This window comes from Methylomarinum sp. Ch1-1 (assembly GCF_030717995.2).
GTDB classification, from domain to species: Bacteria; Pseudomonadota; Gammaproteobacteria; order Methylococcales; family Methylomonadaceae; genus Methylomarinum; species Methylomarinum roseum.
Genome location: NZ_CP157743.1, coordinates 4,239,119 through 4,258,083, shown reverse-complemented (window position 1 = coordinate 4,258,083; position 18,965 = coordinate 4,239,119). Strand labels below are relative to the sequence as shown.

The window sequence follows — 18,965 nt, the reverse complement described above, 5'->3', positions numbered from 1 at the left end:
CACACACATCTAGCCCTCTTTGTTATCTAAATTAAGGATTGCTGAAACAGTTGTGGCGGGATAATATTGTGCGAGGTCTAAAGCGCTTTGTTGTAAAATACGGCAGCATAACCTAGCCGGTAATGATGCTGTGCATACCAATGGAAAATGGTCTATGCTTTGAACCGGTACGAAACGATAGTAATTGCTGTATAGTGGAAAATTTGTGACACTAAAAGGCATTTGTTCAGGGATCGATGGGCGTCATCATGACGTTTGTCAAAATATTCAATTTATAGTGCAGTGATTTTATGATTAAGGTTTTACTTGTTGATGATCATGAGTTGGTCAGAACCGGGGTTGAGGCTTTGTTGAATGCGGTCGATTCAATCGAGGTCGTCGATGTGTGCAGTACCGGAGAGGAGGCTCTGGAGCTGCTGGAAAAGCATGATCCGGACATTATTATGCTGGATATCAATATGCCGGGCATCGGCGGTGTGGAAACCTGTCGGAGGATTCTGCAATCCAACCCTGAGGCTAAGGTCATCGTGTTGTCGGTGTGCAACAATGGGCCGGTGCCTCAGCGCTTGCTGAAAATGGGGGCGATGGGATTTATTTCCAAAGGCTCGCCGGTGGACGAGATGGTCAATGCGATCCATACCGTTATGTCAGGCCAACGTTATCTGTGTTCGGAAGTGGCTAACAATCTGGCTTTTCAAGGCTTGCAGGACGAAGGTTCGTCGCCGTTCGGTAAATTATCGCAACGAGAATCGCAGGTGGTTAATCTGATTCTGCAAGGCAAGAGTATCCAGGAAATGTCGGATATTCTGGTGATCAGCGACAAGACGGTGAATACCTATCGCTATCGCCTGTATGAGAAATTGAAGGTTAAAAATGACGTCGAATTAACGCGTTTGGCGGTCAAGTTTAATTTACTGGAGAACTCGGTCAGCGGATACTGAAGAAAGCGATTTCTTCAGTATCCGTGAGCTCACACCAAGGTTTGCGCCTTGCTGAAGGCGTCGCGAAAGTCCAGGTATAGCGGGGTTTCGCTTTCCAGCATCGATTTCAACAACACATTTTGCAGTTGATATTTGATATCGCCGACCGCCAGCGGTCCGACGCCGACCGCGCCGCTAACGCCGGTCGCATGGATCAGCGGGGCGCCGAAGTCTTTCAGCTTAATGCCTTCGATGCCCATCGGGGGGACTGCATTGACATCGCCGGCTACTTTCAGCTGTTTGACCTCGGCTAGGACCCGTGCATTCAAGACCTGAATGCCGGCCTTGGCGGTGCAGAAAATAATGTCTGCATCGGTGATCAAGGCGGCTTTTGCGTCATCGGAACCAGCCACGGCGCCCTGCAGCGTCGACTTAAAGCGTCGGTTGTATTCCTTGGCGGCGTCATTGGCCGCGTCAAGCGACAGATGATCCACCAGCGTCGTATCGGCGCCTGCCAGCGAAGCGATCACGCCGGTGGCGATGCCGACCGGGCCGGTGCCGCCAAAAACCAGAGCTTTGCTGCCTTTTAGCGCCTTGCCGTGTTTTTGTTGCAGCTCTCTTTCCACGCAAGCCACCAGTGCGGCGGCGGTGGTGTAAGCGCCGCTGGGATCGGCAAACACGGAAATCTGGAAAGGAGGCACCATCGCCTGTTGGGCGGTTTTCAGCATGTCGATAGCCAGTCCCATGTCGCGCCCGCCGATGAAGATCGCGGTTTTTTTGACGCCGCTTGGCCCGCGCGAAAAAATGGCGTCTTGCGTCAGGCCATGCACGCTTTCCAATTTGACATTCGAATACGGCATCAATACATCGAAGCCGGCATCCAGCGCCATGTTGACGTCGAAGGGGCTGTTGTTAGGCGTCGGATCGAACATATGGAGGATACTACGTTTATCCATTTTCTGGCCTCCTTTCGGATGATGGGGACAAAAGCCTTTAAGCAGATTCTTTAATAAATTCACGAGCGACTTCAAAAGCGTGTTCAAAATGTATATAGAGAGGCTTGTCGGATTCCAGCATCCGCTTCAGCAGACGACTTTGGGCCTGATATTTGATGTTGCCGATCGCCAGCGCGCCAATGCCGACGGCGCCGCTTTGTGAACCCGCGATGGCCGCGCCGTTATCGAAGGCATCGACGCCGGCAATGCCGGAGGGTGGAACCGCATTGACGTCGGCCGCGACTTTCAATTGCGGCGCCGAGGCGATCAGTTCCGCGCTCAACAGTTCGATGCCGGCCGCGCCGGTCGCAAAAACCACATCGGTGGTTTTAATGTATTCCGCCTTATCGGCGTCGGCGCCCGCGCTGATGGAGATTTTGCCGTCGCCGAATTCATTGCTGCATAAGTCGGCGATGCGTTCGGCTTTTTCCAACTGGCGTCCGATAATTCTGACATTGGCGCCGGCCTGAGCGGCGATGACGGCGGCCGCCTGTCCGACGGGTCCTGTTCCGCCTAGCGCGAGGATGTTTTTGCCTTCCAGCGTGGAGCCGAATTTGTCGGCCAGCTCTTTTTCAACTGCGGCAACCATGCCGGCAGCCGTGGTAAAAGCGCCGCTGGGGTCGGCGAATACGGAAACTTCAAAAGGCGGAACCATCGAGTTTTTCGCCGTTTTCAACATGTCCATTGCCAATTTTGTTTCACGGCCGCCAATGAAGATGCCGGTTCTTTTCAAGCCTTTGGGGCTACGTGAGAAGATGGCGTCCTGAACCAGGCCGCGAACTTCGCTAGGTTCAACATTTATATAGGGGACCGCTTGCAGCCAGCCCGCGTCCATTGCCATGTTGACATCGAAAGGACTTAAATTTTTCGCCGTTGTCAGCATGTGTAGAATAAATGGTTTTTCCATGGTTACCTCTTGAAGTTGTTTAGCGCTTAAGTATAAAAGAAAATACCGGTCGATAACAGGCTTGTGCGGTTTGAGTTTCATTGTGAGGGTATAATTGCTGACGAAAGACGAAAGACGAAAGACGAAAGACGAAAGACGAAAGACGAAAGACGAAAGACGAAAGACGAAAGACGAAAGACGAAAGACGAAAGACGAAAGACGAAAGACGAAAGACGAAAGACGAAAGACGAAAGGTGAAAGGTGAAAGGCAGGTGAGTGAGAGTGAAGAAGGGGATAAATCGGTGCTAAAACAGCAACAGCGTCGCCAAGCCGATGCGGCGCGTCAGGCTCAATCAGAGAAAGATGAGCTCAGTCGAAAGATTTGTGAGCAGTTTGTTGCGCTTCCGGAGTATCAATGGGCCGGCACTGTCATGTGGTATCTGCACTGTCGCTCCGAGGTTAGGACAGTGGACACGCTGCTTACCCAGTTGGATAGCGACAAATGCTGCGTGATTCCTTACTGCACCGTCGATGAACAGGGCCGTAATAAACTGGGCTTATGGCGTTTGGAGGATCTTAATGAACTGGTGACAGGAACCTGGGGAATTCTGGAGCCGCCGCAGGAAAGATGGCTGGAGCCGGCGAAACGGGTCGATGTCGAGGAGCTCGATCTGATCATGGCGCCCGGCGTAGCATTCGATTGCAATGGCGGGCGTCTCGGTCATGGCGCCGGTTATTACGATCGCCTATTGGAGAATGTTCGCGAGGATGCTGTGGTGGCGGGGGTATGTTATCAGGCGCAATTGCTAGAGTCGGTCGCGATGGACAGCCATGACGTCTACATGGATAAGGTCATCACCGAAACGGCGGTTTACCGGGGTAAGGGGCGCTGATGGAAGCGTGTTTGCGGGAGCAGGGTTTAACAGACAGTCCGGCTTTTATCGTCGACGAGACCGCCATCCGTAAAAGCTTGCGCGATCTCGCCGAATTGCGAGAGGAAAGCGGATGCAAGGTGCTGTATTCGATGAAGGCTTTGCCGTTACAACCGGTCGTGGAGTTAGCGGCGCAGGAGTTGGACGGCATTTCAGTCAGCTCCTTATTCGAGGCTAGACTGGCTCGGGAGTGTATCGGTGCTGACGGCAGCATACACCTGACTTCGCCGGGACTGAGGAACGGCGAATTTGCCGAATTAAGCAAACTTTGCAGTCATATCAGTTTTAATTCCCCCGGGCAATGGCAAACACTGGCGGCTAAGGGGGGCGAATATTCGCCTGGTTTACGCATCAATCCGAAGCTGTCATTTCTAAGCGACCTACGCTTCGATCCCTGTCGGCCCCATTCCAAATTAGGGATCGATATCGAGCTGCTGGACCAATTAGATTGGGCCGGAGACGTCGAGGGGTTGCATTTTCATACCGTTTTTTCCTGTCAGGATTTTTCTCCGTTGCTGCGGACCATGGAGAAGATCAGTAAGGCTTTGTCGAAACAGGCGAGTGCTCTGAAATGGCTCAACCTGGGCGGTGGTTATCTGTTCAGCCAGATAGAGGACAAGGGGGCATTTGTGCAGCTGGTCAAGGCCTTGAAAGGGGATTTCGCGTTGGATGTCTATATCGAACCTGGCAAGGACATCGTTGGCCGGGCCGGCTATCTGTGCACTCGCGTGATCGACCGCTTCGACAGTGACGGCAAGACCGTCTTGATTGTCGACAGCACGGTCAATCATCATCCCGAAATTTTTGAATACCAGCGCGCAGCGGAATTGCTAAATCCACAGCAGGGAGAGGTACCTGTTATTCTGGCGGGGTCGAGCTGTTTGGCCGGCGACCTGTTTGGTGAATATCGTTTCGACAAGACGCCGGAAATCGGCGAGCGCATCGTGTTTAAAAACCTCGGCGCCTATAGTCTGATCAAGGCCAATCGCTTCAACGGCTATAATTTACCGACGATTTATAACTGGGACGGAAAAAACTTGATGCAGCTGAAACAGGATGATTACCAGGATTATCGCAAGCAATGGCGGGTCGGAGGATAGCGAGGCATGGCGACAGTTATTGCGATAACCAGTGGTAAAGGCGGCGTCGGCAAGACCAATGCCGCCACCAATCTCGGTTTGGCCTTGGCCGCCCGGCATGCAAAAGTCTGTGTGTTCGATGCCGATACCGGGCTGGCCAACATCAATATCCTGCTGGGCATACAGCCGCAATACACCCTCGAACAGGTGCTTAATGGCGACAAGCGCATAGCGGAAATCATCGTGGAAGTGGAGGGCGGCTTATCTGTCGTGCCCGCGGCCTCCGGCGTGCGTCGTTGTTCGGATTTAGGCAGAGAACAGCGTCAGGTGTTGGTGAACGCGCTGGCCGAATTGGAACAGCGCTTCGACTATATCCTGATCGATACCGCCGCGGGCATCGACAGCGGGGTGCTGGATTTCGTCGCCTCGGCGCAGTATCGGGTCGTCGTGATTACGCCGGAGCCGACTTCGCTGACCGATGCCTTTGCCTTGCTGAAGATGCTGTCGATCAGGGGCGGCAAGCGCAATCTTTTTGCGCTGGTCAATCGTGTCGATGATTATAAAGTCAGTCAAAAGGTGTTTAGACGCTTTCAGATGGCGGTGGAAAAATACCTGAAGGTCAATATCCACTATCTGGGCTACCTGGCCAATGATGCGGCCGTGGCGGATGCAGTCAGTCGGCAGCAGCCGGTGGTGATAGGCGCGCCCGAATCATCAGTCAGTTGTTGTTTCTTCGCCTTGGCCGATATCGTCAAAAGACAATTCCTGAACGAAAAAAACCTACCTTATTTCAGTCATTATTGGCGCAAGATATCGGCGGCCAGCCAACAAAAAATCCAACAGCATGAGAAGTCTTCGGCCGCGCCTCCTGCCGCGAAACAGCGGGAAGAGGGCGAATTTCAGATGGCCGATGTGTTCGCCTGGCTGGAGCGTCGCGGTTATCCGGAAGAGGATATGCGAGAGCTGATCACGACGCTGGAAAGCGTTTACCAAAAACAGCACCATAAGCCGGTCAAAAGCACTGACAGTGTGATTGCCGGTTTGTTGGCCGATGTCCATGGCAATGAGGACAAGGCGCGTTTACTGTATAAAACGCTGAGCAACAGTTTCGAACGGCAGTTCGATAAAAAAATTGACGACCCTATCGCCAGTATGATCGCTCAGATGGAGGGCGAGCGCTTTTCCCGTCAGGAATTTTCCGCGCTGCTGATGCGGTTCGGCGAAATTTACCGAACCCGCTTCGGCGTCAGATACTTCGACGACGGCGAACAATTGCTGGAGGATATCGCCCGATTGTTGCAGAACAAATAAGCTTTTCCACTGTCTATCCGCAACCCTTCTTTATAGGGCGATAGCACACCGAGATGTCAGCAATTCCCAGTTTGAGTATTTTTTCGGTGTTTAGGGCATGGGGTGTGTCTGTCGAGGAGCGCCGTAAACCCATCCCTGGGGGCTTGACGGCAGCATCCTTGCTGCCGACATCCTCGCCAAACACACCCCATGCCCTTTTTGAACGCCAAAGTGGGAGTTGCTGCCGAGATGTCATCAGTTTGAAAGACACTGAATGTTTACTGAAACGATGAAGATGAGCTCAGGCTCACAAAAGACTCAGGCTAATGAAAAAAAACGATTTTAACTACCATCTTCCGGAACACTTGATTGCGCAGAAGCCGCTGGCCGAGCGCAGCGCCAGCCGCATGCTATGCATGAACAGACATAGCGGTGAATTGCAAGACCGCATGTTCATCGATTTTGCCGACTTGATCAGCGCCGATGACCTGTTGGTGTTTAACAACACCAAGGTGATACCGGCGCGCCTGTTCGGTCGTAAACAAAGCGGCGGCAAGGTGGAAATCTTGATCGAACGCGTGCTCGATGACCGGCGCGCCGTCGCCCACATGCGTGCCAGCAAGTCTCCGAAAGCAGGCGCCGTGATCGAACTGGACAACGGTTTTTCCTGCACCGTCACCGGCAGGGAAGGGGATTTGTTCTGTTTGCAGACGAACGGTCGACAAACCTTACCGGATATGCTGGCGCAGATCGGTCACATGCCGTTGCCGCCTTATATTAATCGAGCCGATGATGAAGAGGATTTAAGTCGTTATCAGACCGTTTTCGCCGAGGAATCCGGTGCGGTTGCCGCGCCGACTGCGGGTCTGCATTTCGATCAGGCGATGATGGACAGGCTGGATCGAATCGGCGTCGGCAAGACCTTCGTCACGCTGCACGTCGGTAGCGGCACCTTTCAGCCGGTCAGGGTGGAAAACCTGGCCGAGCATGTCATGCATAAGGAATTTTATTCGGTTTCCATCGAGACCGTCTCGGCGATCGAGCAAACGCGCGAGCGGGGCGGGCGGGTCATCGCCATCGGCACCACTGCGGTCAGGGCGTTGGAGTCGGCCTCGCGCAGTGGCCAAATAAAGGCCGGTTTCGGCGAAACCGATCTGTTTATCACGCCCGGTTATCAATTCAAATCGGTCGATGCGATGCTGACCAACTTCCATTTGCCGGAATCGACCTTGCTGATGCTGATTGCCGCCTTCGCCGGCTATGACCCGGTGATGAAGGCTTATCGGCATGCGATTGAACAACAATACCGCTTCTTCAGTTACGGCGATGCGATGTTCTTGAGTAGTTGATTTTTACCGGTAAGCGGCGTAAGGGTATAACCTATAAATAACGTAACTATTCAGTATCTTTCGGGTTTTAGGCAGTAGGCATTGATTTCTCGGGACGCGTGAATACATCCATGGCAGCTAACGGCATCCTGCCTCACGCGGCACTTGCACTTCCCTGTGCGGCGTAAGCTCTGACTGCAACGTCTGACCGTCAGGGACGATGGAAATGCAGATTTTGCAGGAGCAAAAATCTGCCTGTTGCAGACAGCCCGATAAATCAATAACCTACTCCCTCTTAGTAAAACTACGCTGAATAATTACTAAATAACTTACTAACTGAAGTTTCTCAGTTTTTAGGGGGGTATCCTAACTTGTGGGGTAACTACTCATCCCCATTCGTAGGGTGGATAAGCGGAGCGCATCCACCGGGTCGGCATCTTTGGTGGATTCGCCGCCAGGCAATCCGCCTGGTACGCACAACGGCTAATTTTGCCCCGGTGGCGGTTTTTGGCGGCTTCTTGCTTCGCGAAGCCGCCCTACGTTGGTTACGTTGGCATTGTAACCGTCGGGTGGATGTGCCTGCCTTTGATGCGCACAACGGCCAATTTTGGCCCACGGCGCGAGGTTTGGCGGCTTGCTTCGCGAAGCCACCCTACGTTAGCTACGTTGGCGTCGTTATCGTCGGGTGAACCACCGTAGGGTGGATTCGCCGACAGGCAATCCACCTGGATACGCATAATGGCCAATGTTGCCCCCGGTGTGGCGGGTTTTGGCGGCTTGCTTCGCGAAGCCGCCCTACGCGTTATATTGCAACCGTCGGATGGCCCCACCGGGTGGATAAGCCTGAAGGGCGCATCCACCCTACGAATGGGGGGGAGTAGTTACCTTGTGGGGATCTTTTTTAATGGATTTGCCATAGCTTACTAAAATAAGCAGCTTTGGGGGATACATCGCAGGGTAGATGTATATCGAGCGACAAAAGCTTCCCCCAATCGATCCTGTCCTAGATTAATCGGTATACGGACGCGCCGACTGGTGCAATGGCGTTGAGTCATTGAGCCAGAAAAAGTTGGAAAATAGCTTTTCCAATGCCTAAAAGGAGAACGCGCCGGATTGCTGGTTTTTCCGGATGAATACTATAAATATTTTAGGAGTGCGTTATGAAAATCTCAGAGGCAAAACAAGAAATCGCTCAGTTTCTACCGCAGAAAAACCTGATCTATATCCGCGGCTATATAATGGTGGGCATCGGTGTATTGATTGCTTTGGGTACCATTATTGCGCCGAATGTCGGCATAATGTCATTTAAAAACGCCTGGCTGCCGGTCGCCTCTTTCGTCATCTTGTTCACCGGTGTGGTCGAGGCCTTCGATACCTATATTTCCAGAAATACGCCGCGATTTTATGTCAATTTGCAATTCGCCATATTGGACCTTGTGGTTGGTTGGGTCGTGCTGTTTAGCCTGAACTATCCCGCCTATAAATTGAGCATACTGATTGCCGTGTTTTTGATGATTAAGGGGCTGTTCAGGGTGATCGGGGCCTATGCCGGCCATTTCGCCACGACCAAGCCGACGATGATCGGCGGGGGCATCTCTTTTCTGCTGGGTTTTTTGATTTGGGTGCAATGGCCGGGAGAACCGACCACCGCCATTTTGTCTTTCTGCCTCAGTGTCGAGATCGCCTTGCGTGGCTGGGCCTTGGTGCGTTTAGCCGAGTGGCTGGGGAATCTTGAGGAATAGCGCCATGAAATGCGTCGGCGCAAGGTATATAATTAGCCGTTTTCAATAAACTGCTCAGAGTCATGCCTGCCAACGACTTGTTTTCTCCCGAACTGCCGCAACAACCCGCCACGCCCTTTTATTGGAGCGGTTTGACAGGATGCGGCGATTCGCTGGCGCTGGCGTCGGCGATCAAGCGAGAACGGCGACTATTCGTCATCGTCACGCCGGACAATCAGACGGCGCTGCGTCTTGAACATGAATTAGCGTTTTTCTTGAATAATCGTTTCCCTATCTTGCATTTTCCGGATTGGGAGACCTTGCCTTACGATGTTTTCTCGCCGCTGCCGGAGATCATTTCCGAGCGGCTGAGAACATTGGCCTTATTGCCGGATACTCGCCGCGGCGCGTTGGTGGTTTCCGTTCCTACCTTAATGCATCGATTGGCGCCTCGCGAGCATGTGCTGGCCAACAGTTTTTCATTGCAGGTGGGCGGAGCCTTTAACCTGGAACTGAATCGGGCCAAACTGGAAGCCGTCGGCTATCAATGCGTGTCGCAGGTTTATCAGCATGCCGAGTTCGCCGTGCGCGGCTCGATCGTCGATTTGTTTCCGATGGGCAGTAAAAAGCCTTATCGTATCGAGCTGTTTGACGAGGATATCGAGTCTATCCGCACCTTCGATCCGGAAACGCAGATGTCGCTGGAAAAAATCGACAAGGTGGAGCTGTTTCCGGCGCGCGAGTTTCCGTTTACCGATGAGGCGATCAAGCATTTTCGCCAGGCGTTTCGGGCCCATTTTCCGGAAGTCTCGGAGAAAAATCCGATTTACCAGGACGTCAGCAAGGGGGTGGCGTCGGGCGGTATCGAATACTATCTGCCGTTGTTTGTCGAGCGAACCGAATCGCTGTTCGCCTATCTGCCGGAGAGCACGGTTCTGGTGTTGCCGGACAAGTTTGACGAGGCGGCGGAAAATTTCTTCGCCGAGACGGAACAGCGTTTTCAGCAGCGTAAATACGATCCGCACCGACCGCTGCTCGATCCCCCGACCTTATTTCTGAGCGCCGAACAGTTGCGGCAAAAAACCCTGCCCTTCAGGCGGGTCTTGGTCGGCGCGCAAACAGAAACATCACAACATTTCGATTGCCGGCCACTGCCCGAACTGGCCATCGATACACGCCTGAAAGAACCGGCCCAACGCTTGCGTCAGTTTGTCGAAACGTTTACCGGACGGATTCTGTTTGTCGCAGAAACGGCGGGACATCGGGAAGGCTTGATCGATAAGCTGAAACGCCATAAGTTGAGTCTGAAGCAAGTCGATGACTGGCAGGATTTTCTCGACAGCGAACAGTCTTTATCGATCCTAGTCGCGCCGATGGATCACGGTTTGTTACTGGAACAGCCTCCCATCGCCATCATCACCGAAAGCCAGCTCAGTGGCGAAAAAGTTCAGCAGCGGCGCAGGAGACGCCAGTCCGCGGCTAAGGAGCTGGAAAACGTCTTCAATAATCTGAATGAGTTGACGGTCGGCTCGCCGGTCGTGCATCAGGAGCACGGCGTCGGACGCTATCTGGGGTTGCAGACTCTGAAGGTCGGCGATATCGATGCGGAATTTTTGACTCTGGAATACGCCAATCATGACAAGCTCTATGTGCCGGTCTCGTCGCTGCAGTTGATCGGCCGCTACAGCGGCGTCAGCGCCGAAAATGCGCCGTTGCATCGCCTGGGCACCGACCAGTGGAGCAAGGCCAAGAAAAAAGCGATGGAGCGCGCCCGCGACGTGGCCGCCGAATTGCTGGACATACACGCCAAAAGGGCGGCCAGGTTGGGGCACGAGTTTGCCATCGATGACAGCGAATATGACGCCTTTGCCGGCGCCTTCCCGTTTGAGGAAACCCCCGACCAGCAGTCCGCGATCGAGGCGATACTGGCCGATATGCACAGTCCGCAGCCGATGGACAGGGTGGTGTGCGGCGATGTCGGTTTCGGCAAGACCGAGGTGGCGATGCGCGCGGCCTTTATCGCGGTGCAAAGCGGCAAACAAGTGGCGGTGTTGGTGCCGACCACGCTATTGGCGCAGCAGCATTTTCAGAATTTTCGCGACCGCTTCGCCGATTGGCCGATGCGCGTCGAGGTGATGTCGCGTTTCAACACGCCGAAACAGCAGAAGGCGATTGCCGAGGATCTGGCCGAGGGCAAGGTCGATATCGTCATCGGCACCCATAAGCTGCTGTCCAAGGAAATTAAATATAAGGCATTGGGTCTGGTCATCATCGACGAGGAGCATCGCTTCGGCGTGCGGCAAAAAGAACATTTCAAGAAGCTGCGCCATGAACTCGATCTGCTGACCCTGACCGCGACGCCGATCCCGAGGACTTTGAATATGGCGATGTCGGGACTGCGTGATATCTCCATTATTGCGACGCCGCCGCCCAATCGACACGTCATCAAGACCTTCATCAGCGAATGGATCGACGCGCAGATACAGGAAGCCTGTCAACGGGAAATTAAACGCGGCGGTCAGGTTTTTTTTCTGCATAATGATGTCAAGACGATGGATAAAATGGCGCGAGAACTGGAAAAGCTGGTGCCGGAGGCGCGCGCCCAGATCGCTCACGGGCAAATGGCGGAGCGCGAGCTGGAGCAGATCATGCTGGATTTTTATCATCAGCGCTTCAATATGTTGATCAGCACGACGATCATCGAAAGCGGTATCGACATACCCAGCGCCAACACCATCATCATCAATCGGGCCGATAAGCTGGGACTGGCGCAATTACATCAATTGCGCGGAAGGGTCGGGCGCTCCCATCATCGCGCTTACGCCTATTTCATCGTGCCGCCGAAATCGTTAATGAGCAAGGATGCGGTGAAACGGCTGGAAGCGGTGGAAGCATCCGGGGAACTGGGCGCCGGCTTCATGTTGTCCTCGCACGACATGGAGATACGCGGCGCCGGCGAGTTGCTCGGCGAAGACCAGAGCGGACAGATTCAGGAAATCGGCTTCACCTTGTACACCGAATTACTGGAAAGGGCTGTGAATGCGTTGAAATCGGGCAAACAGCCGGAACTCGATGCGCCGTTGGAAACCGGTCCGGAAGTGGATGTGCAGACCGCGGCATTGATTCCGGAAGATTATTTGCCCGATATTCATGCTCGTCTGGTGTTGTATAAGCGCATCGCCAGCGCCGAAACGGCCGATGATTTGCGCGCGCTGAAGGTGGAAATGATCGACCGCTTCGGTCTATTGCCGGAGCCGGTTAAGGCGCTGTTCAGCGTGACCGAATTAAAACAACTGGCGGCCGAGTTGGGCATCCGTAAAATCGAAGCCACCGCGACCGGCGGCCGGGTGATTTTCAATAAGGAGCCGAACATCAATACCGCGGCGCTGATCGAGTTGATACAGAGCCAGGCGCAACAGTACAAGTTCGATGGCGCCGATAAACTCAGATTCACTCATAGCTTCGAAAGTCTGGACGATAAGTTGGACTTCCTGAAACGATTACTGGACAAGCTGACACCGGAGGCGGCTTAACATGGAAAAAAGATGCTTTAATACCCTGATGCTATTGCTGATCGGCTTTTTCAGCGCCGCTCTACAGGCCGATAGCAAGACCTTTAAAATAGAACTGGTGGTCTTTGCCCAGGATATGCCGAACAGCGAAGTGTTCGATCAGGTCGACAGCGAAATCGAATGGCCGACCAGGTTAGCCGATCTCGGCAGCTATCAGCAGGTGGCTGCGCAATACCGGAGTCTGAGCGGCATTTACGCCAAATTGGAGCGAACTCCCGGTTATCGTCCCTTGTTGCATGTCGCCTGGACTCAGGAAATCAAGGCCGACAGACTCGGCGCCGCCGTGCAAATTCAAAGTCCGGACGGCAGCCTCAATGGCTATTTCCGCCTGCAGCGCGGTCATTATCTACATATGGTCACCGACCTGGAATACAGCCCGGAGGGGTGGGTGATTTATCGTCTCAATGAGAAGCGCCGTTTCAAGCTGAACGAGATTCATTATCTGGATCACCCTAAATTCGGTGTCATCGCTCGGATTTCGCCGTTGTCTTGATAGGGTGTGTTTCCTCAATTGCAGGAGTAGGTTGTTGATTTCTCAGGCTGTCGGAGCTTACATGAAGATATTACGCATCAAAACTAACGCATGCTGAATAGTTGCGATATGGGCTCATGCGACCAGTCCCGACGGATACAACAGGCGGTCGAAAACGCTGTCGCCGAACGGACGCCGGTTAATATCGTCGCCGGCAACAGCAAGTCTTTTTACGGGCGTAAGGCTCAGGGGGTCGATCTCGATGTCGGCGGACATCGCGGCATCGTCAGTTATCATCCGGAGGAGTTGGTCATCACCGCCAGGGCCGGCACTCCATTGGTCGAGATTCGCCAAATGCTGGCCGAGCAGGGGCAGATGCTGGCCTTTGAACCGCCGTTTTTCGCCGGCACGGCGACGCTCGGTGGCGCGATTGCCTGCGGTTTTTCCGGCAGTCGACGGCCTTTTAGCGGTTCGGCGCGCGATTTTGTGTTGGGTTGCAGGATCATCGATGGTCGCGGAGAGATAGCCACTTTCGGCGGTGAGGTGATGAAAAACGTGGCCGGCTATGATGTCTCCAGACTGATGGTCGGTGCGATGGGTACTCTAGGCGTTTTATTGCAAGCCTCATTGAAAGTGTTGCCGATTCCGCAACGGGAAATGAGCTGCGTTTTCAGCCTAGCAAAGGCCGCGGCGATGGAGAAAATGCAGCAATTGGCGTTGCAGTCATTGCCGCTTTCCGCGCTCAGTTTTGATGGTGAACTGCTATATGTGCGCTTGTCGGGCGCGGACAAGGCGGTGCGGGCGGCGGCGCAGAAAATCGGTGGCGAGGTGCTGGCCGATGACGGCCAATACTGGCATGACTTGATCGAACAACGCCTGGATTTCTTTCAGTCCGATCAGCCGCTGTGGCGGATTTCGCTGGCGCCGGCGACGCCTGAACTGGCGTTGACCGGCGACCGTTATTTCGATTGGGGCGGGGCCTTACGCTGGCTGAACAGTGAGGAACCGGCCGAGAAAGTTTTCGCCGCGGCGGCGGCCGCCAACGGCCACGCCACGCTGTTCAGAAATGGCGACAGCCGCGGCCAGCTGTTCCAGCCGCTGCACGGCAAGCTCAGGGAGCTGCAGCATCGAGTTAAAAAGACCTTCGATCCCTTAGGGATTTTCAATCCTCAACGACTGTACCTGGACTGGTAAATGCAAACGCGACTGGCCGATTTCGTCAAACAACGACCGGAGCACGATGAGCTGGCCGCCATATTGCGCGCCTGTGTGCATTGCGGCTTTTGCAATGCCACCTGCCCGACCTATCAACTGCTGGGCGATGAACGGGACGGTCCGCGCGGGCGCATTTATCTGCTGAAGCAGGCCCTGGAAGGCGGTCCGGTCAGTAAACTGACGCAGCGGCATTTGGACCGTTGCTTGAATTGCCGTTCTTGCGAAACCACCTGTCCTTCCGGAGTCCAGTACGGACGTTTACTGGACCTGGGCGGAAAGATCGTCGAGGAAAGAGTGGCGCGCTCCTTATTCGAGCATTGGCGGCGTCATGGCTTGCGGCGCATTTTGCCCTATCGGCAGCGTTTTCGGCGGCTGCTGCAGTTGGTCCGCTTGTTGCGCCCCATACTGCCGAAGTCTTTGCGCGGCAAAATTCCGCCTAAGGCGGCCACGACGCCATGGCCTACTCGCCGGCATCGCCGTCAGATGTTGGTGTTGGTGGGCTGTGTGCAAGCGGAATTGGCGCCGGCAATCGATGTCGCGGCGGCCAAGGTGTTGGATAGGCTCGGGATCTCGCTGTTGGCGGTGGAAAACAGTGGTTGTTGCGGCGCGTTGCCCTATCATCTGCATGACCATCAGCAAGCCAGGGAGCTGGCGCGGCGCAATATCGACGCCTGTTGGCCCTATATCGAACAGGGAGCGGAGGCGGTGGTGATGACGGCCAGCGGTTGTGGCGTCACCGTCAAGGATTATGACAAGTTGTTGGAACGCGACCCGGCTTATCGGGACAAGGCGCGCCGCTTTGCAGGGGTGGTCAAGGATATTGGCGAAGTCATTGGCGACGAAGACTTGTCAGGATTCAAGGCGGACGGCGAAAAAATCGCCTTCCATTCTCCCTGTACTCTGCAGCATGGACAACAACTGAATGGCAGGGTCGAGTCGATTTTAACGCGCATCGGCTATCATTTGACGCCGGTGCGCGATAGTCATTTATGTTGTGGCTCGGCCGGCGTTTATTCCTTATTGCAACCGGAACTGGCGACGCAATTGCAACGCAATAAGTTAGCCAATTTGCAAGCCGGACAACCTGACTTGATCGCGACCGCCAATATCGGTTGCCTGAGCCATTTGCAGGCCGGCGGCGCCAAGGTCGTGCATTGGATAGAGTTATTAACTGAATATGAGTGACAACATGATAGATGAACTGCCCGAATTGGAAATGGTTGAATCGCCTTGCGTCGGGCGCTGCTGCTTGAATGAAGAAGATGTTTGCCTGGGCTGTTATCGCAGCCTTGAGGAAATTAGCAATTGGACGCTGGTCGATAACGAGGTGCGGCGCCGGTATTTGGAAAATATCGTCCAAAGAAAGGCGCGAAACCTGGCCGAATAAACAGGCAGGGAGGAACCGCATTGTTCATTCCGCCCTACGCATAGGCAATGAGCCTCATGGTGTAGGGCGGATCAAGCGCTGCGGATCCGCGAAAATGCGGACGATGATTTCACGATGCTTTACTGCGTCCGATGAGGTGGAACCGCGTTGCTTGTTCCACCCTACGTTTAGCAGGGCGATTAGCCTTATGAAGTAGGGCGGATCAAGCGCTGCGGATCCGCGAAAATGCGGACGATGATTTCACGATGCTTTACTGCGTCCGATGAGGTGGAACCGCAGGCTTGTTCCACCCTACGTTTAGCAGGGCGATTAGCCTTATGATGTAGGGCGGATCAAGCGCTGCGGATCCGCCAAATCGAAATTAGCGAATAAGCCGAAAAAGTATGAGCCATTACCGTAGAGCCTATATACCCGGGGGCTGCTATTTTTTTACCGCGGTCACCCATCATCGCGAAGCATGGTTTTCCACCCAGGAGAATGTTGATCGCCTGCGAGAGGCATTCCGACATGTAAAAAATCGTCACCCGTTTGCGATAGACGCCATAGTCGTATTGCCCGACCATATTCATACGGTTTGGCGGCTTCCTGACGGTGATGCTGATTTTTCGCTACGATGGCGTTTGCTTAAACACTACGTTGCGATCAAGCTGAGCAACGGCACAAACAACCGAGGAGAAAAGCAGTTTTGGCAGAGACGTTTTTGGGAACATGTCATCAGGGGTGAGACAGATTGGCGCAATCATATCGACTATATCCATTACAATCCTGTTAAGCATGATTATGTGACAACTCCGGCTCAATGGCCCTATAGCAGCAATTCCCAATTTAAAACCCTGGTAAAATAGTGGCAATTTTAAACCTGTAAATCACCCCCCATAATCCCATAGGTCAATTCAAATGGACTTGGAAATAATTAACCAGATTCGCACTACCTTCGAAAACCTGCCTGACCACCGCAAACCCGGCAACAATCGGAAATATGCGGTGGAAGATGCCGCCCTGAGCGCCTTCTCGGTCTTCTTTACGCAAAGCCCGTCTTTTCTGGACTATCAGCAGCGAATGCAAAAGCTTCACAATCGAAATAATGCGCAATCAATTTTTGGTGTCCATCAAATTCCTTCGACCAGCCAAATCGGCAACCTGCTGGATCCGATTGCACCGGAAACACTCTATCCGGTGTTGGCCGAGGTGGGTGACCAGCTTTACACGCAGGGTTGTCTGAAGCCGTTCATGAGTGTTGGCGGCACCTTGTTGGTGGCGATGGACGGCACCGATTCCTTCAGCTCGGAAAAGATTTCCTGTCCGTGCTGTACTCAACAAACGCTGAAAAACGGCCAAACCTTATACCGTCACACCGTCGTGACACCGGTGATTGTCGCCCCCGGGCAAAGCCGCGTGGTGCCTTTGCCGCCGGAATTTGTTCGCGTCCAAGACGGCGTCGACAAACAAGACTGCGAATTGGCGGCGGCCAAGCGCTGGCTCACCACGTGGGGTGCTCATTACGCTCCTCGAGGCATCACCGTGCTGGGCGATGATTTGTATTGTCACCAGCCGTTTTGTGAGGCCGTGCGTGCGCAGCACCTGGATTTTCTGTTCGTCTGCAAGCCTGATTCCATGCGTTATTGTACGAATGGCTCGACGATTTTACCCGGACCGGCGAGGTCCAAACGCTCGAAAAAGCCGTTGGAACGGCAAACAACGCCTGACCGAACGCTACCGTTACCTCAATCAAGTCCCGCTCCGCAACAGCGACGATGCGTTAATGGTCAATTGGTGCGAAGTGACGATCCTCAATGCCAAACAAGAAGTGGTCTACCGTAATGCCTGGGCGACATCACACACCCTCGACGAACACAATGTGATCGACATGGTCGCTGCAGGCCGCGCGCGCTGGAAAATAGAGAACGAAAACAACAATGTTCTCAAGAATCACGGCTATCATTTCGAGCATAACTTTGCCCACGGCAAGCAGCATTTGTCCAACTTCTTGGCGACCCTTAACTTATTGGCTTTCCTCGCTCATACCGCGCTTGAATGGTTGGACGAGGCTTACCGGGCCGTCCGCCATGCGGCGCCCTCCAGGCGCACTTTCTTCGAACAATTCCGAACCTTGCTTCAGTTCATGCCTTTTGATAATTGGCAGCATCTGATGCGGTTCATGCTATATGGTGAAAATCTAATACCCAGGAAAACGTAAGGTTTTAAATTGGGAATTGCTGGCCCTATAGCTCATTTGGCAAGGCGGTGGCAAAAGGATGGTATGAAGCCGATTGGGGATGTGAAATACCCAGCAACATTGTGGAAATGAATTGTGAATAGAAGTTGAGGGGGAACCGCATTGTTCGTTCCGCCCTACGCATAGGCAATGAGCCTCATGGTGTAGGGCGGATCAAGCGCAGCGGATCCGCGAAAATGCGGACGATGATTCTACGATGCTTTACTGCCGCCGATGAGGTGGAACCGCAGGCTTGTTCCACCCTACATACAGGAGGGTGATGAGCCTTATGTGGACGGATCCGCCTTAAATATTTTTTTTCGCTAGCGTAAATGATACGATGTTTGCTTGATTACTGCGTTCCATCGATTGTCATGAAAAAAATCTATGCATTCATTATCTTAATATTCATCGCGGCCGGCTGTATGTTCCAAAAGCCGGATTATCTGACCATGATCAATGCGAATGAATTGAATCAAGTCATGCAAAATGAGGACATCCTGCTGGTCGACGTGCATACGCCCGAACAGCGGCATATCAAAGGCACCGATCTCTTTATTCCTTATGACGACATCGAAAGCTACAAAGATAAGCTGCCGGAAGATAAGCAGACCGCGATTTATCTGTATTGCGAGGGCGGTCCGATGGGAAACGCCGCGGCCAGATCGTTGCATGAATTAGGTTACCGCAATTTATTCAATCTAGATGGCGGCGCAAATGCCTGGCGTCAAGCCGGCTTTGCTTTTGAATAAGTCGAATACGTGATGAGGCGGCGACAACAATCGCCAAGCCAAGGCCTTCTCTGCTCTGCCATGATGCCATGTGGGAACTATTCGCCAACAAGCCAGACTAACTTTTTTGCATTGAATTAGCCAATTCAGGTTATAATCGCGCTATTTATCAGCCCTGGTCGTTATGATCGGGGCTTTTTGGTTTAAGTAGATTAGCTGGAG

General features: G+C 53.5%; 15 protein-coding genes and 1 pseudogene. 14 read left to right on the top strand and 2 right to left on the bottom strand.

Annotation, left to right across the window (positions count from 1 at the left end):
- The first annotated feature begins 290 nt into the window (after positions 1-290).
- A complete protein-coding gene (locus Q9L42_RS19225; protein ID WP_305906768.1) occupies positions 291-941 on the top strand; it encodes a response regulator in 651 nt (216 codons plus the stop codon).
- 29 nt (positions 942-970) lie between these two features.
- Here Q9L42_RS19225 and Q9L42_RS19220 read toward each other — a convergent pair whose 3' ends face one another.
- Together Q9L42_RS19220 and Q9L42_RS19215 are read right to left on the bottom strand one after the other, a co-directional pair.
- Entirely contained in the window at positions 971-1,876 is a 906-nt protein-coding gene (locus Q9L42_RS19220) for an NAD(P)-dependent methylenetetrahydromethanopterin dehydrogenase (protein ID WP_305906769.1), read from the bottom strand.
- 37 nt (positions 1,877-1,913) lie between these two features.
- Complete coding sequence (locus Q9L42_RS19215) at positions 1,914-2,822, bottom strand: NAD(P)-dependent methylenetetrahydromethanopterin dehydrogenase (protein WP_305906770.1); 909 nt, start codon at positions 2,820-2,822, stop codon at positions 1,914-1,916.
- A 251-nt stretch (positions 2,823-3,073) separates the two neighbouring features.
- Between Q9L42_RS19215 and Q9L42_RS19210 the strand changes: the two genes are divergently transcribed.
- From Q9L42_RS19210 to Q9L42_RS19150, 13 genes and pseudogenes are all read left to right on the top strand, one after another.
- A complete protein-coding gene (locus tag Q9L42_RS19210) occupies positions 3,074-3,694 on the top strand; it encodes a 5-formyltetrahydrofolate cyclo-ligase (protein ID WP_349431636.1) in 621 nt (206 codons plus the stop codon).
- Positions 3,694-4,833, top strand: a complete 1,140-nt coding sequence (locus Q9L42_RS19205) for a carboxynorspermidine decarboxylase (RefSeq protein ID WP_349431635.1) — start codon at positions 3,694-3,696, stop codon at positions 4,831-4,833. The genes Q9L42_RS19210 and Q9L42_RS19205 overlap by 1 nt, the downstream gene beginning before the upstream one ends.
- A 6-nt stretch (positions 4,834-4,839) precedes the next feature.
- Positions 4,840-6,123 carry a MinD/ParA family protein gene (locus tag Q9L42_RS19200; protein WP_349431634.1) on the top strand — a complete coding sequence of 428 codons (1,284 nt, stop codon included), beginning with the start codon at positions 4,840-4,842 and terminating at the stop codon, positions 6,121-6,123.
- 305 nt (positions 6,124-6,428) lie between these two features.
- On the top strand, positions 6,429-7,451 hold the full coding sequence (queA, locus tag Q9L42_RS19195; RefSeq protein ID WP_349431633.1) for a tRNA preQ1(34) S-adenosylmethionine ribosyltransferase-isomerase QueA: 1,023 nt from the start codon (positions 6,429-6,431) through the stop codon (positions 7,449-7,451).
- 1,139 nt (positions 7,452-8,590) lie between these two features.
- The gene (locus Q9L42_RS19190; protein ID WP_305906778.1) at positions 8,591-9,172 is read left to right on the top strand and encodes a hypothetical protein; all 582 of its coding nucleotides are present in this window, start codon (positions 8,591-8,593) and stop codon (positions 9,170-9,172) included.
- Between the two features lie 62 nt (positions 9,173-9,234).
- Positions 9,235-12,684, top strand: coding sequence for a transcription-repair coupling factor (gene mfd, locus Q9L42_RS19185; RefSeq protein ID WP_349431632.1), 3,450 nt, complete (start codon positions 9,235-9,237; stop codon positions 12,682-12,684).
- 1 nt (position 12,685) lies between these two features.
- On the top strand, positions 12,686-13,216 hold the full coding sequence (locus Q9L42_RS19180; RefSeq protein WP_305906779.1) for a CsiV family protein: 531 nt from the start codon (positions 12,686-12,688) through the stop codon (positions 13,214-13,216).
- 90 nt (positions 13,217-13,306) lie between these two features.
- The gene (gene glcE / locus Q9L42_RS19175) at positions 13,307-14,389 is read left to right on the top strand and encodes a glycolate oxidase subunit GlcE (RefSeq protein WP_305906780.1); all 1,083 of its coding nucleotides are present in this window, start codon (positions 13,307-13,309) and stop codon (positions 14,387-14,389) included.
- Entirely contained in the window at positions 14,390-15,595 is a 1,206-nt protein-coding gene (gene glcF / locus Q9L42_RS19170) for a glycolate oxidase subunit GlcF (protein WP_305906781.1), read from the top strand. It begins immediately after the preceding gene.
- Between the two features lie 4 nt (positions 15,596-15,599).
- Positions 15,600-15,797: a DUF1289 domain-containing protein gene (locus Q9L42_RS19165; protein ID WP_349431631.1), complete on the top strand. Its 198-nt coding sequence runs from the start codon at positions 15,600-15,602 to the stop codon at positions 15,795-15,797.
- Between the two features lie 383 nt (positions 15,798-16,180).
- Positions 16,181-16,642: an REP-associated tyrosine transposase gene (locus Q9L42_RS19160; RefSeq protein WP_305906783.1), complete on the top strand. Its 462-nt coding sequence runs from the start codon at positions 16,181-16,183 to the stop codon at positions 16,640-16,642.
- Between the two features lie 64 nt (positions 16,643-16,706).
- Positions 16,707-17,994: pseudogene (locus Q9L42_RS19155) on the top strand (transposase).
- A 392-nt stretch (positions 17,995-18,386) separates the two neighbouring features.
- A complete protein-coding gene (locus Q9L42_RS19150; RefSeq protein ID WP_305906785.1) occupies positions 18,387-18,764 on the top strand; it encodes a rhodanese-like domain-containing protein in 378 nt (125 codons plus the stop codon).
- The last annotated feature ends 201 nt before the right edge of the window (positions 18,765-18,965 follow it).

What these genes read in the sequence shown, in the direction of transcription:
- Q9L42_RS19225 (WP_305906768.1), top strand. Translation starts at nt 291, where the DNA reads ATGATTAAGGTTTTACTTGTTGATGATCATGAGTTGGTCAGAACCGGG.
- Q9L42_RS19220 (WP_305906769.1), bottom strand. Translation starts at nt 1,876, where the DNA reads ATGGATAAACGTAGTATCCTCCATATGTTCGATCCGACGCCTAACAAC.
- Q9L42_RS19215 (WP_305906770.1), bottom strand. Translation starts at nt 2,822, where the DNA reads ATGGAAAAACCATTTATTCTACACATGCTGACAACGGCGAAAAATTTA.
- Q9L42_RS19205 (WP_349431635.1), top strand. Translation starts at nt 3,694, where the DNA reads ATGGAAGCGTGTTTGCGGGAGCAGGGTTTAACAGACAGTCCGGCTTTT.
- Q9L42_RS19200 (WP_349431634.1), top strand. Translation starts at nt 4,840, where the DNA reads ATGGCGACAGTTATTGCGATAACCAGTGGTAAAGGCGGCGTCGGCAAG.
- queA (WP_349431633.1), top strand. Translation starts at nt 6,429, where the DNA reads ATGAAAAAAAACGATTTTAACTACCATCTTCCGGAACACTTGATTGCG.
- Q9L42_RS19190 (WP_305906778.1), top strand. Translation starts at nt 8,591, where the DNA reads ATGAAAATCTCAGAGGCAAAACAAGAAATCGCTCAGTTTCTACCGCAG.
- mfd (WP_349431632.1), top strand. Translation starts at nt 9,235, where the DNA reads ATGCCTGCCAACGACTTGTTTTCTCCCGAACTGCCGCAACAACCCGCC.
- Q9L42_RS19180 (WP_305906779.1), top strand. Translation starts at nt 12,686, where the DNA reads ATGGAAAAAAGATGCTTTAATACCCTGATGCTATTGCTGATCGGCTTT.
- glcE (WP_305906780.1), top strand. Translation starts at nt 13,307, where the DNA reads ATGCTGAATAGTTGCGATATGGGCTCATGCGACCAGTCCCGACGGATA.
- glcF (WP_305906781.1), top strand. Translation starts at nt 14,390, where the DNA reads ATGCAAACGCGACTGGCCGATTTCGTCAAACAACGACCGGAGCACGAT.
- Q9L42_RS19165 (WP_349431631.1), top strand. Translation starts at nt 15,600, where the DNA reads ATGATAGATGAACTGCCCGAATTGGAAATGGTTGAATCGCCTTGCGTC.
- Q9L42_RS19160 (WP_305906783.1), top strand. Translation starts at nt 16,181, where the DNA reads ATGAGCCATTACCGTAGAGCCTATATACCCGGGGGCTGCTATTTTTTT.
- Q9L42_RS19150 (WP_305906785.1), top strand. Translation starts at nt 18,387, where the DNA reads ATGAAAAAAATCTATGCATTCATTATCTTAATATTCATCGCGGCCGGC.